The organism is Streptomyces sp. NBC_01497, from assembly GCF_036250695.1.
Taxonomy (GTDB): domain Bacteria; phylum Actinomycetota; class Actinomycetes; order Streptomycetales; family Streptomycetaceae; genus Streptomyces.
Genome location: NZ_CP109427.1, coordinates 1401957 through 1414754, shown reverse-complemented (window position 1 = coordinate 1414754; position 12798 = coordinate 1401957). Strand labels below are relative to the sequence as shown.

At 67.0% G+C, this 12798-nt stretch carries 11 protein-coding genes and 2 pseudogenes; 10 read left to right on the top strand and 3 right to left on the bottom strand.

The features are described from left to right. Positions 1 to 121 precede the first annotated feature (121 nt). A complete protein-coding gene (locus tag OG310_RS06115) occupies positions 122 to 670 on the top strand; it encodes a GNAT family N-acetyltransferase (protein ID WP_329454848.1) in 549 nt (182 codons plus the stop codon). Positions 671 to 755: 85 nt separating this feature from the next. Continuing rightward, positions 756 to 1609 (top strand): annotated as a pseudogene (locus OG310_RS06110) (helix-turn-helix domain-containing protein). A gap of 197 nt (positions 1610 to 1806) precedes the next feature. Here OG310_RS06110 and OG310_RS06105 read toward each other — a convergent pair. Beyond that, positions 1807 to 2859 carry an NAD-dependent epimerase/dehydratase family protein gene (locus OG310_RS06105; RefSeq protein ID WP_329454847.1) on the bottom strand — a complete coding sequence of 351 codons (1053 nt, stop codon included), beginning with the start codon at positions 2857 to 2859 and terminating at the stop codon, positions 1807 to 1809. A gap of 1319 nt (positions 2860 to 4178) precedes the next feature. On the opposite strand from OG310_RS06105, the gene OG310_RS06100 reads away from it, so the two are divergent. From OG310_RS06100 to OG310_RS06090, 3 genes are read left to right on the top strand one after another with little or no spacing between them, the layout of a single operon-like run. Beyond that, the gene (locus OG310_RS06100) at positions 4179 to 4733 is read left to right on the top strand and encodes an RNA polymerase sigma factor (protein ID WP_329454846.1); all 555 of its coding nucleotides are present in this window, start codon (positions 4179 to 4181) and stop codon (positions 4731 to 4733) included. After that, positions 4723 to 5538 carry a hypothetical protein gene (locus OG310_RS06095; protein ID WP_329454845.1) on the top strand — a complete coding sequence of 272 codons (816 nt, stop codon included), beginning with the start codon at positions 4723 to 4725 and terminating at the stop codon, positions 5536 to 5538. Before OG310_RS06100 ends, OG310_RS06095 begins: the two co-directional genes overlap by 11 nt. Before the next feature lie 52 nt (positions 5539 to 5590). Continuing rightward, positions 5591 to 6292, top strand: a complete 702-nt coding sequence (locus OG310_RS06090; protein WP_329454844.1) for an MmyB family transcriptional regulator — start codon at positions 5591 to 5593, stop codon at positions 6290 to 6292. Here the strand turns inward: OG310_RS06090 and OG310_RS06085 are convergent. Next, complete coding sequence (locus tag OG310_RS06085) at positions 6179 to 6496, bottom strand: DUF427 domain-containing protein (RefSeq protein WP_329460042.1); 318 nt, start codon at positions 6494 to 6496, stop codon at positions 6179 to 6181. The two genes, OG310_RS06090 and OG310_RS06085, sit on opposite strands and share 114 nt — an antisense overlap. An 840-nt stretch (positions 6497 to 7336) precedes the next feature. Between OG310_RS06085 and OG310_RS06080 the strand changes: the two genes are divergently transcribed. The 5 genes and pseudogenes from OG310_RS06080 (at position 7337) to OG310_RS06060 (ending at position 11816) form a co-directional block, all read left to right on the top strand. After that, the gene (locus OG310_RS06080; protein ID WP_329454843.1) at positions 7337 to 8137 is read left to right on the top strand and encodes an alpha/beta fold hydrolase; all 801 of its coding nucleotides are present in this window, start codon (positions 7337 to 7339) and stop codon (positions 8135 to 8137) included. Positions 8138 to 8385: 248 nt separating this feature from the next. Further along, positions 8386 to 10029, top strand: a complete 1644-nt coding sequence (locus OG310_RS06075) for a molybdopterin-dependent oxidoreductase (RefSeq protein ID WP_329454842.1) — start codon at positions 8386 to 8388, stop codon at positions 10027 to 10029. A gap of 579 nt (positions 10030 to 10608) precedes the next feature. After that, positions 10609 to 10968, top strand: coding sequence for a COG4315 family predicted lipoprotein (locus OG310_RS06070; RefSeq protein WP_329454841.1), 360 nt, complete (start codon positions 10609 to 10611; stop codon positions 10966 to 10968). A 260-nt stretch (positions 10969 to 11228) separates the two neighbouring features. Further along, positions 11229 to 11450 (top strand): annotated as a pseudogene (locus OG310_RS06065) (SDR family NAD(P)-dependent oxidoreductase); the annotation flags it as partial. Positions 11451 to 11600: 150 nt separating this feature from the next. After that, on the top strand, positions 11601 to 11816 hold the full coding sequence (locus OG310_RS06060) for a hypothetical protein (protein ID WP_329460041.1): 216 nt from the start codon (positions 11601 to 11603) through the stop codon (positions 11814 to 11816). A gap of 130 nt (positions 11817 to 11946) precedes the next feature. On the opposite strand, the gene OG310_RS06055 is transcribed toward OG310_RS06060, so the two are convergent. Further along, positions 11947 to 12705, bottom strand: a complete 759-nt coding sequence (locus OG310_RS06055; protein WP_329454840.1) for an SDR family NAD(P)-dependent oxidoreductase — start codon at positions 12703 to 12705, stop codon at positions 11947 to 11949. Between the last annotated feature and the right edge of the window lie 93 nt (positions 12706 to 12798).

Sequence of the window (12798 nt, the reverse complement as noted above, 5' to 3'; positions counted from 1 at the left end):
GTCGGAGCGAGCGTTCGGTTCGGATGTTGGTCCGGTGTACATCTGAGCGGTCACTGGCCTCGTGTCCTTCCGGCGCCAAAACCGTGTGCAAGCCACCCGGAGGGGCCTTTAGCCTCCGGGCATGGATCTTCGCGAAGAACTTCCGAGTGACAGACAGGCCGTGCGGGATGTCCACCTGCAGGCGTTCGGTGACCATGGCCTTGTCGTGGCCAATCTGGTCGATACCCTGCGGGACACCATCACACCCGAGGACGGCATCTCGCTGGTCGCCGAGCACGACAGGCAGGTCGTCGGGCATGTCATGTTCACCCGCAGTCTTCTTGATGCCCCTCGCCGGCTGGTTGACGTGCAAGTCCTCAGTCCGCTGGCCGTGATGCCTGAGCTCCATAAGCGCGGTATCGGCTCGGCCCTGGTCCGACGCGGACTGGACGTCCTGGCCGGACGGGCCGTTCCCCTCGTCTTCCTGGAGGGCGATCCGGGCTACTACTCGCGTTTCGGCTTCGTGCCCGGTGGTGGCCTGGGCTTCCGAAAGCCGTCCCTGCGTATCCCGGACGGTGCCTTTCAGGTCATCAGGTTCCCGGAGCATGAGCCATGGATGACGGGGACGCTGGTCTATGCAGAGCCGTTCTGGCGGCACGACGCAGTCGGCCTGCGTGACCCCGACGCATAGTGACGCGAGCGCCGATACCCCTGTTGTGACATGACGCGCCGTTTGGATGCTGGTCCGGGCAGCGTCGTGTCGCCAGGCTGTGCGGGTGGCAGAACGAGTACGCGTCCGCGAGATCGAGGACGACGAGGGCAGGCGCCTGCCGCGGATCATCCGCAGGGGTACTGGGCCGGTGGTGACCTGGCGGCGGGCCCAGATGGTGCTGCTGTCCGCGCAGGGCATGCCCGTGGCGAAGATCGCCGAGGTCACGTTCACCAGCGCGGACCGTGTGCGGGCTGTGATCCACAACTTCAACGCCGACGGCTTCGAGGCGCTCTACCCGAAGTACAAGGGCGGCCGGCCCAAAACGTTCACCCTGCCCGAGCGGCGCGACATCAAGAAGATCGCCAAGTCCAAGCCGGCCGAGCATTGCCTGCCCTTCTCGACCTGGAGCCTGGCCAAGCCGGCCGACTTCCTGGTCGCCGAGGGGGTGGTCGACGACATCAGCCACGAGGGCCTTCGGGTCCTGCTCCGCGAGGAGGGCGTGTCCTGTCAACGCACAAAGACCTGGAAGACCTCCCGTGACCCCGACTATGCCGCCAAGAAGGCCCGCGTCGAACACCTCTGGGCGATCGCCACCTGCGCAGCCTCTACCCACCGAAGATCCGCATCGCGATCGCGCTCGACAACTTCTCCCCGCACCTGACCACGAAGAAGGACTCCCGGGTCGGCGACTGGGCCGCAGCCAACAACGTCGAGCTCGCCTGCACACCGACCAACAGCTCCTGGCTGAACCGCATCGAGGCCCAGTTCACCGCCCTGCGCTACTTCGCCCTGGACGGCACGGACCATGCCAGCCACACAGAGCAGGGCAGCATGATCCGCCGCTACATCATCTGGCGGAACAAGCACGCCACTGACGAACGGCTACGTGAAGTGGTCGACAGGGCAAACGTTGCCTGATGCGGCACTAGAAACGAATATATGCACGAAATCTCGTGTGCTGGCCCGTCCGCGAGGGCCAGGTGACGCTGGATCGCGTGCCACACCCGTGGCAGTCGGTACACTCAGCACCACCGGCGCTGAGCTGCTCGCTCTCCTCAAATCCTCCTCGCGCCGCACTTCCCGCCCCACAGAACCCGCTTGATGACTGCTACTCGCTACGCCGTATCGGCGTGAATGCGGCGGGACAGGTTTGCCATCTCCCGCAGTCCGGCCTCGATGCTGATGCGCGGCCGGTAGCCGAGGATGTTGCGGGCGGCGCTGATGTCGTAGATGCGGTCGCGACCCAAGAAAGCGACCAGCCAGTTGGTGAGCGGCGGTGGAGTACTCCGGCGAAGGAGACGAGCGCCGGTATCCATGAGGGCTGCGATCGGCGCGGCGGCAGCGAGCGGGACACTGCGGCTCGTGGAGACGTCGACACCCTCGATTGCCAGCAGCGGGAGGAAGAAGTCACGGACCGGCATGGGTGTCCCGTCGGTGACGTAGTAGGGGACGCCGTGGTGGCCTTGGGTCAGGGCGAGCAGGACGGCGTCGGCGAGGTTGTCCACGTGTATGAAGTCCACGATGTGGCGGCCGTCGTCGATCCACAGGAAACGCCCCTTGGCAGCCTCGGCAGCCGTTTCGGCGATGTTCATGCCCGCGCCCCAGACGAGCGGTGGCCGCAGGATCACCAGGGTCGTCGCTTGCGACGAGGTGGCCCGCAACGCGTTCTCGGTAGCCAGCTTGATCCGGCAGTACGCGATGACAGGGGTGCCGTTGTCAGTGTTCTCGTCGACCACGGCGCCGCGTTGGGTGCCGGTGGACACACCGGCGGCGCTGATCAGCACGAACCGGGGTACTTTCGCCGCGACCGTGGCTGCGTGCAGGGCGACCGTCGGGTCGTGGTTGTCGGCGCGGAAAACCGCGTCGTCGCCCCAGAATTCCATTCGAGCCGCGGCATGCACGACAACGTCGATGTCGTGCAGGTGTTCCAGCCAGGCCGGGGGTGCGGCCGGGTCGCCACCCCTGGTGAGTTCGACCAGGTCGCCCCGTACCGGCAGGGCACCCGCGTCGGTCACCTTCCGCGCACTTGAGGCAGAGCGTGCCAGGGCGATGACGGTGTGACCCCCAGAGCGCATTCGGCGTATCAGGTGCTGCCCGACGAAGCCGCTTCCGCCGGTTAGGAAGACGCGCATGGATGACTCCTCGTGACTCATGGTGGTGTTCGGCAAAAACGCGTGGATGTGGGCGCCGCTTGACATGCGGGATGGGCGAGGGGAGATCGGCGGCGGGCACCTGGGGCATGTCGTAGGCGCTCGGTGTCCGCAAGGTCAGGAGGCGGGGTGCAGGCGCGGGCGACAGGCTCGTGGCCGAAGAACCCGTTGGGGTTCGAACCTGGAGAGCCTCCGGATGCGGCCCTGTTTTCGAGGCGCGCCGGCCGTACGAAGGAAGCTTTCGTACGGCTCTGCCGGGGCCGGCCTTTGATCTGCCCTCACCACATCCGGGGCCCATCGCCGATGCGATCCAGCCATCGGCCAGGGTTTCCTGTTTCCTGGTCGTCCAAAGCGCGGGCACGGCCGGGGCCATGGCGGCGAGCGCAGTGGACGTCAGGATGGGCGCATGACGAGGGCGCACCCGAACCGGACGACGTGCACGCCGGCACAGGGCAGGGGCCGTCCCATGATGTCCGACAGACCGGCAGTGATACTCACAGTGATCCTTTTCGGTGGATGGGCGGAGGAGCAGGCAGTTCGGTGTGGACTGAGGTCCGACAGCGTTCGGACCACTCACAATCCCTCTCGCACAACCGAATGTTCTGCGCCCTCAGACTGGCAAGAACGTCACACCTTGTCAAGACCGAACGTTCTACCCTCCATAGATCACACACGGCACGGCGCATCGGGAAGCCGGCCGCCCGGTCCCGGCTGCTCCGGACTGCCGACCAACGGTTCTTCGCGGAAGGTATCCATGTCGTGGCCTGTATGTATCGACACCGAGCGCGAAGACGTCCGCCGGCGTAGCAGCCGCGGGCCGGGGCACGGATGCGGGCAAGAGGGCTGCGGGCAGGAAGCGCGGCAGTGTCAGCTCACCCTCCGCCCCCAGGCGATACCCGTCGTCGCGGCCGGTGGCCGCAACCCCCTGCCCCGGCTGCTGCCCCCGCGAAGGGGCCAGACCGGGGCCCGCTACCGAAGGGCCTATCCATCCCGTAGCCGCCGTCCGCTACGTCCACGCCGCCCATCCCGACAAGGCACTGCCCCGCATCCGCTGACCTCGGTTGATCTGAGCCGAGACAAGCAGCGCGAGTGAGTACAAGCACGCCCAAAGCCCGCTCACCCGGTCAAGCGCGGATACAGGGGTGCGTGGTCATGACCTGCCGGGCACTCGCCAGGGGCGCACCTGCGCGTGGGCCGCGAGGGCTGAGGGCACCAGGCTCGACTGCTGCCCCTGAGTGCACAAGGTGCCGATCCGGGGTCCGACTACTCGCGAACTTGGGTCTGTTGCACTTGTGGCAGTGGTGGACATGTAGGGGTAGGTGCTACGGAAGGAAGCCATGCCCATCGATACCGAGGCCCAGTTCACGGACGTGTACCGGGCTAACTACGAGGACGTGCTGCGGTTCGTGCGCCGCCGTGCCCGCCCGATGGACGTCGACGACATCGTGGGAGAGACGTTCCTCGTTGCCTGGCGCCGCCGCCGCGAGCTTCCCGGGAATCCGCGGCCTTGGCTCTTCGGCGCGGCACGCAACGTGATGCTGAACGCGGACCGGAGCATGCGCCGACAGTCCGCGCTCGCGGTTCAAATCCAGGTAGCCACCGAGGCCGGCGGATACGGAACGGCGGCTGACGCGACAGCACGGGTGGACAGTCGGATCGATCTCGTGTCCGCCTGGCAGTCACTCACCCCGGCCGACGGGGAAGTTCTCGCGTTGCACGTCTGGGAGGGGCTCAGCGCCCGGGACGCGGCCACGGTCCTCGGCTGCACCCGCGCGGCCTACGCCATGCGCCTCACACGCGCCAAGCGGCGCCTCGCCAGCCGCCTCAACCCCACCGCCCCCCGTGGCGCCCGCCCTCTCGCCGACGCACTAGGAGCCCCTCATGAAGCATGACCTTCTCTCCCGTCTCACCGAACTTGACGCCGCACCGCGCAGTGAACTTTCCGCTGCCGATCTCGACCGTAAGGAACGGCTCCTGCGGACCGTTCTGAGCGACACCAGGCCGCCCAGCAAGCCGGTGGTCGCCGCTTTCCGACGCCCGCTCGTGCGCCGCGCCGCGTACACGATGGCCAGCGCACTCGCCGCAGGCGGCGTTTTCCTTGCCGTGACCGCCGATCCGTCGGGGCAGGGCGGTTCGGCCGTGAGGGCCGATCCGCCCAGGCACAGCCGTTCCGAAGCCCTGTCAGCGGCGGACATCGCCACGTGGACCGCCACGGCTGGCAAGCCGAAGGATCGAAGCGCTTTTGGGTGGTGCATCGACCAGGCCGGCGGGCAGGCCATGATTACCAACTGGGACCGACGGGGGTCCATCGACTCCGTGATCGTCACAAATCACGGCATGGCGAAGTACTGCCTCGCCGGTTCGGCGGACGGTTCGGGCGTTGCGGTGGCCATCCCTCTCCCCGACGCGGTCCCCGCGGACGGCATCGCGCTGGATACCCAGGGCGCCCGGGGCAGCGGCCCGGCTCGGTTCCACTACGCGGTCGGCTCGATGGGCTCCGACGTGAAGGCGATCGTGGTGCGCGATCACGGGCGTACAGTCCACGCCACAGTGCAACAAATCATCTCGCTCCCGTACGGCAGGTGGACCGCTTGGTGGCCGGACAGCGACTCCCACGACCGGCTGACCGGCACCCTGACTCTCACCTTCGCCGATGGCACGACCCGGACCGTCAAAGCGGACTCACTGACGAAGTAACCACGAGAGCCGGACACGGAACCCGTACGCCGACCCCGCAGACCAGACGTGCGTGTACGGGTTCCGGGCACCTTCGGTCCAGGATTCCGCAAACTCGCACGCTTCCGATTTCGACGCCCTGCCGCCCCGGCAGTGCAAATCGATGTGGCTGTGCCTGATCCATCCGCAAACACGCGCGTACTACACCGACCCCGAACGCGTCGCACGGGAGGGAACCGCCTACCTGCGCGCCGCATGGGCCGCACATCCGGAAGACCGGGTAGTGAACGGATTCATCACTCAATGCATCGCCCACAACGAGCAGTTCGCCCGCTCGTGGGCCCGGCACGACGTCAAGATCAACGGCCGCGGACTAAAGGGGATGCGTCATCTCGACGCCGGAGAGATCGCGGTCGACTTCGAAGTGCTCATGCTGCTTCAGGACTCCGACCAGCGACTGATGATCCTGCGCGGCGCGGACGATGACAGCCAGGCGGCCATGGACTGGCCGCACACACCGTCCAGGGCCGACGGCCTCGTGGTCCGGGAGCACGAGGCCGGCGGCTCCTGCCCGCTGTTCGGACGCGATGGCGTGCCGTCGCGTGAAACAGCCAGCTCATCCACACCGGTGGCGGCTGCCTTGCGGCACGCCACGAATCGTTCAGGACACCTCTACCTCGTAGAAGCAGAGGTGATCCTTGATCTCGGCCACCTCCGGCTTCGGGTCCTGGTATGCCCAGGCCAGGTCTGGCGCGTCCGGCAGCGACCAATATGACGCTTCGCCCTTGAAGGGGCAGTGCGTGTGCGTGACGGACGGGGTCAGCAGATCGAGGCGCACATCCTGGAACGGGATGTAGTACATGTCGGGACAGCCCGCCTCGCGCAGAACGAACGCCCCGTCGCTCTCTGCCAGCACCTGCCCGCCTTGCACCGCGCGCACGTGCCGGCCGCTCGGCTCGACGGTGATGCGGTGTCCCATGCGCCTGGGTAGCCCTTCGGTCACGGGTGTCCTCCTTGGTAGTCGGTTCTCCGTCAAGACAGCACGACCGCAAGCCGAGTTCTTCCCGGCGGTGTGAAAACGTATGGTCGCCCGATCAAGATCTGCGTTTCCTCGCACGTCGCCGACCTCGGCAAACGCTGTACCCGCCCCTGCGACGCGGTTCGCCGAATCGGTCGGCCGAGGCGGGCACACCCTCGTCCGGGGTGGGTCCGGCGTCGCTGGGTGAAGGTGGTAGCGCCAACGGTGTGCCTCAACGCCGCGCGATCACCGAGGCTTGATCCTCCCTGATGGACGATATCGACCGCGAGGGTGCCCGGGCGGACGCTCGCTGCGGCCTCCGGAGACCGAAGTCAACCAGCAGCACATGGCCGAGTCGGCTGGTTGGCCGGACGGGGCCGGCCGCTTTCAGGTGGTCGGCAACGGCCGTCGTCGCGAATGGGCGGTGACCACCGCGGCCGGGCCGGTTGCGGTGAAGGCACCCAGCGCGAACGACAAGTGGGCATCGGTGAGTTCAAGCGGTTCTCGTCGAGGATCCTCGCGCCGCGGTGCCGCAAGCTCCCACCGCGCGCGGACGTCGATCCATCATCCGCCCCTCTTCGTGGACCTTCGCAAGATAGAACGTTCAGTATTGACAATGGGCATACCCAGCGTCTTGAATAGCCGATGGGACAGAACGTTCTCCCTTTGGCTCTATCGCCAAGGGGCGAGGACACCCACGGCAGGAGCAGCGATCGGGTGCGCTCCACGCCCTGTCGAAGCGCCACAGACCAACGCGCTCCCCTGTCCGACCTATCTGCGAGCCAAACAGAAGGACACATCATGCGTATCCGCATCCCGCGTCGCGTCGCAATCGCCGCCGGGGCCCTCACTCTGCTGGGTGCCTCCGCGGTCCCGAGCGTGGCAGCGGCCACCGACCGAAGCTCCGATGCTTCACCGAAGCCGACGGTGGTCCTCGTCCACGGCGCGTGGGCCGACTCCTCCAGTTGGGCGGGAGTGATGGAGCGACTGCGCAAGGACGGCTATCCCGTACGAGCCATCGCCAACCCGCTGCAGGGGCTCACCAGCGACAGCGCCTACCTCTCCAGCTACCTGGCCACCATCGACGGCCCCGTGATCCTGGCCGGTCACTCCTACGGCGGTGCAGTGATCACCAACGCCGCGGCCTCGGACCCCGAGGTCAAAGCCCTCGTGTACGTCGCCGGCTTCATCCCGGTGAAGGGTGAGACGGTAGGCGATCTGGCAGCTCGGTCCTCGTCGCCCATCCCGCTGATCTCGACCCCCGTACCCGGCGGTACGGACGTTTCCATCGACCCGGCCCACTTCCGGGACGTCTTCGCCGGCGACGTCAACACGACCACCGCTGCCGACCTGGCGGCGGAGCAGCGGCCCGCTAACACCAGGGCCGTCACCGACGCCAGTGCCTCGGAGGGCTTCCGCAGCATTCCCTCCTGGAGCCTGATCACCACGCAGGACCACGCGATCTCTCCCGACGTTCAGCGCTTCATGTCCCAGCGAGCCGGTGCGCACATCGAGAAGGTCAGTTCCTCCCACGCCGTGATGGTCAGCCACCCCAGCGCGGTCACGCGGGTGATCGAGGACGCTGACCACGGCACGAACTGACTCGACTGCCGTTGACTCACTTACGGCCGCCGCCGGACTCGAGCCGACTCTGCGTCAGCGGTACTTCGTGCGCTTCGAGTTCGCCAGCGTCTGGGCGGCCCTGCTGTTCGCCAACAACTCGGCGGAATCTTCTACCTCGTCTCGGCGCCGCGTCTCGGCCGCGCCACCAGGCGGACTGACGTGGGCACCACGTCAGTCAACGGGAGCCCGGTACTGCCGGGCCTGGTAACAACTTTCACGGAGGACGCATGAGCGAGCAGCAGTCCGAAGGTGGCGAGGGGAGGGCCGCAGACAGGTCGACGCCGGATCCGGGACGGGAGGACGCACGGCACGCGTCGGGCTCCACCACGGCCAAGACGCGCTGGGCGGCTCGCGTCGGGCGGATCGCGCGAGGGGCGCTGGTCGGTCTGGTGGCTGGTGGCTCGGGGCTGGCGGCGGGTGAACTGGTGGCAGTGGCCACTGGAGAGGCGTCCGCGCCGGTGACGGCAGTGGGGACCTGGGCGATCAGCATCACGCCGACGTGGCTTGAGCAGTTCGCGATTCGCAACTTCGGCAGCCATGACAAAATGGTGCTGCTGACCGGCGTCTATGTGACGGTGGCTGTGCTGGCTGCCGTCGACGGCGTCCTTGCCCGCAGCCGGCTGAACATTGCGAGCATTTTGACCGCGGTGTTCGGCGTGGTCGGCGCGGTCGCCGCGGTCACGCGATCCGCTGCGACCACGAGTTGGCTGCTTCCCTCGCTGCTCGCTGGACTCGCCGCGGCGTTGGTGCTGCGCCGGCTGACCATCTGGTCACTGAAGGAATCGGAGCCTTCCGCGGAGTCCGGCGAGAGGCGCCGCTTCGTGCTCGGCACGCTGGGGACGGCTGCAGGCGCGCTGGTGGCCGGATTCGGCGGCAACGCATGGATCAAAAGACGCTACAACGTGCCGGCGCTTGCGAAAGTGGCGCTGCCGACCCCGGCGACCGTGCTGCCCGAACTGCCCGCCTCAGTGCACCCGAACGTGGGCGGGCTCGGGCCGTTCTTCACTCCGACCTCTCAGTTCTACCGGGTGGACACGGCGCTTGCCGTTCCTCAGGTAGACCCGAGGGACTGGAAGCTGAAGATCCACGGCATGGTGGACCGCCCGTTTGAGATCACGTTCGACGAACTGCTCTCCTACCGGTTCGAGGAACACGACATGACCATGACCTGCGTGTCGAACCCGGTGGGCGGACCGTACATGGGCAACGCGCGCTGGCTCGGCACCCCGTTGGCGCCCCTCCTGCGCCGCGCCGGCGTCCGCCGCGGAGCGGACATGATCTTGTCCACTTCGACCGACGGGATGACGATCGGCTCGCCGGTCGAAGCGGTGCTCGACGGCCGACAGGCGATGCTGGCGATCGCGATGAACGGTGAGGCACTACCGGCCAAGCATGGCTTTCCGTGCCGGATGCTGATTCCCGGTCTGTACGGATACGTGTCGGCCACCAAGTGGCTGACCGATCTGAACCTCACCACATTCGCCTCCTCCGACGCGTACTGGACGCCGCGTGGCTATTCGCCGCAGGCCCCGGTCAAGACCGCGTCCCGGATCGACGTGCCGAAGAGCGGGGCGACGGTGTCGGCCGGGACCGTGGTACTCGCAGGCACGGCCTGGGCCAACCACCGCGGCATCGCCGCGGTGGAAGTGCAGATCGGCAACGGGGCCTGGCAGGAGGCGAAGCTGGCGGCTTCGGACACCCCGGATACCTGGCGGCAATGGTCGTATCAGTGGGCGAACGCACCCAAGGGCTCACACAAGGTCAGGGTGCGCGCAACCGACGGCACAGGTGCTGTGCAGACCTCAGCCGTCCAGGACGTGGTGCCGAACGGCGCAACCGGCTACCACACCATCACCGTCCACGTCTCCTGACCGGCTGCGGTCGGCCTGCGCCGCCACCGGGGACCGCCGCGAGGCAACCCCTCTGCTGTGCGCGACTGTTCCTCGGCCTCTCGCGCTTCGGCGCTTCGCACGGTCGTGGAACACGCACTGCCGGACCGGTCGATGACACCGAGCGTTCTCACCTGGAGCGCCCGGGGCTGGTCGTGGTGTCTGGAGCAGGGGCAGGCGATGGTGCGCCGTTAAGGCGAGATCGCAGCCGCCCACGTTCACCGACCGCAGGTTTTCCCACTCGCGAGGCAGAATGTTCGGTCTTGACTTTCGCGATAAGGGCGCACCCGATTTACCCCTGTATTGAACGCTACATATACGAAGTTGCGGATCGTTCCGCATCGCAAACAGACAAGGGTGATCATGCTCCGTACAACTTCACTGCGAACGCTCGGCTTCGGCTTTTCCGTCGCTGTCTTGGCGACGCTTGCAGCAGCATGCAGTGACTCTTCCCATGACCCCTCGGCCACTGGTTCGAAACCGGCCTCAGCGGCAGCGGACTCGTCGAGCTCAGGTTCGGCGGCTGCCTCGGCGCCGAACTCGGCAGCCCCAGGTCCGACGTTGGTACTGAAGACCGCGAAGGGCAGTGCAGGCATCTGGCTCACCGACTCGGCCGGGCGCACGCTGTATCTGAACACCAAGGACAACAAAACGACGTCCAACTGCTACGACCCGTGCGACAAAGAGTGGCCTCCGCTCACGACGACCAAGCCGGTGACTGTGACCGGCAAGTACACCGTGCCGAGCAGTCTGGGCACGATCAACCGGACCGACGGCACTCAGCAGGTCACCTACGGGGGCCACCCGCTCTACTACTACAAGGGCGACACCGCCCCCCACCAGCTCAAGGGTCAAGGCGTCGACAACACGTGGTTCCTCATCGGACCGATCGCCAACATCATGAACGGCGGCAAGCCGTAACAACCGCCAGGCGATCGTGTTCGCGGCTATGCCGGGCTGCGCGTGGCAGCAGCGGCTGTCTGCATCGATCGACCCGTCCAAAGCGGCAGCGAATCGCGCTTCGCAGGGTCGCTGAAGGCCACGCCGCCGGCGAGACAACACTGAATAAAGCAGTGTTCTGTCTCACTGGGGGTGTTGTCGACCACCGGACGCCGTGGAATGGCCTTGAAGCGATTCCTCACGCGAGTTGATGGGATCAAAGCTCCCCAGCAGACAGGAAAATGGAGCGCGCAATGGCTAACCAAGAACCGGCTGATCGCGTTGCGCTGATCACCGGGGCGACCAGTGGTATCGGGCGGGCCGTGGCTTGCCGCTTGGCCCGCGACGGTCTCACGGTCGTGGTCACCGGTCGCGATCGGTCACGGGGCGAGAAGGTCGTCTCAGACATCCGGGCCAAGGACGGTACAGCCTATTTCGTTAGCGCTGACCTGCACGACGCGGCTTCGGTCGGCGATCTGCGGCACGGGCGGCTCGGGGGAGGCGGCCCTGTCCGGGTCTCACTGTCGCCGCGCCGATGGCGCCAGAGGCGCGGTTGTTGTCCGTGCGCGTTACCCGCCAACGTGCAAGCTGGGCGTACGGCAGGCGCTCCGATCGTGATTCGCCGACTGTCCCAGAAGGGTGGCCGGCGGGTCGTGGTGCGCGGGGAGATCGTCGGGCTCTCGCATACGGACCACGACCTGGACGTGTTCCTTGAACGGGTCGGCCTGCCGGACGCGGACCTGTCTGGACTGCTGGACGATCCGCGGTGGGTGGAGTGGCGGGGAGAGCCACCGCACGAGTGGGACAGCGGCAACGCCGCCGGATCCTGACCGCCCCCGATTGCGCCCGAATCAGTGGGTCGGTGAGACTGCCGGTCCCTGCTGGTCTTCTGCCGTGGCCACGTGAAGCCGGCATCGCGCCCTACAGGCGTGGACGAGCGGTCTGCCCTGCCTCGGTTGCTCAGAGGAGGGCGCCGCCGGAGACCTCGATACGTTGAGCGGTCATCCACCGCAGACTTTGGGACGCCAGCGTGGCGATGGCGTCGCCGATCTCCTCGGGTTCGCCGACGCGGCCGAGCGCGGTCTGTGCAGCCAGACTCTGGCGCATCTCGGCGTCATCTCGCATGGCACCGCTGTTGAAGTCGGTGGCGGTCGGCCCGGGGGCTACGGAGTTGACGCGGATACCGCGTGGGCCGAGTTCTGCGGCCAGGGTGCGGCTCAGGGCTTCGACGGCGGCCTTCGAGGCGGAGTAGACCGAGGTCGCAGGGCTGGTGTGGCGGGTCAACGACGACGAGACGTTGATGACGCGGGCGCCCTGCGCCAGTAGCGGCACAAGCGACTGGACGAGGAAGAAGGTGCCCCGCACGTTCGTGCCGAACACCGTGTCGAAGTCGTCGGGCGTGACAGATTCCAGCGGGCCGAAGATGCCTACTCCCGCGTTGTTGACCACGACATCGAGCCGCGAAGCACCCCAGCGCTTGAGCAGTCGGCGCAGCTCGGAAGCGAAGGCGCCGAAAGAGCTGACGTCACTGATGTCCAGACGCGCGACAGCGGCAGTCCCACCCGCATCGTGCACCTGCTGCTCCGTCTCCTTGGCCCCTGCCGCATCACCGCGATGGGTGACCACGACCCGCATTCCCCGCGCTGCCAAGGCAAGAGCCGTACTCCGCCCCAGGCCACGATTCGCACCGGTCACCAAAGCGATGCTGTCGACTACCATCAGCTACTCCCTCAGCGCACGGCACCCGAGCGCATGCGTGCCGCAATCTCATTGCGAGTCACTCGACTCGCCTCAACTGCACCGTAGGCACGC

Coding starts and splice junctions, on each gene's coding strand:
- OG310_RS06115 (WP_329454848.1), top strand. CDS start 122: ATGGATCTTCGCGAAGAACTTCCGAGTGACAGACAGGCCGTGCGGGAT.
- OG310_RS06100 (WP_329454846.1), top strand. CDS start 4,179: ATGCCCATCGATACCGAGGCCCAGTTCACGGACGTGTACCGGGCTAAC.
- OG310_RS06095 (WP_329454845.1), top strand. CDS start 4,723: ATGAAGCATGACCTTCTCTCCCGTCTCACCGAACTTGACGCCGCACCG.
- OG310_RS06085 (WP_329460042.1), bottom strand. CDS start 6,496: ATGGGACACCGCATCACCGTCGAGCCGAGCGGCCGGCACGTGCGCGCG.
- OG310_RS06080 (WP_329454843.1), top strand. CDS start 7,337: ATGCGTATCCGCATCCCGCGTCGCGTCGCAATCGCCGCCGGGGCCCTC.
- OG310_RS06075 (WP_329454842.1), top strand. CDS start 8,386: ATGAGCGAGCAGCAGTCCGAAGGTGGCGAGGGGAGGGCCGCAGACAGG.
- OG310_RS06055 (WP_329454840.1), bottom strand. CDS start 12,705: ATGGTAGTCGACAGCATCGCTTTGGTGACCGGTGCGAATCGTGGCCTG.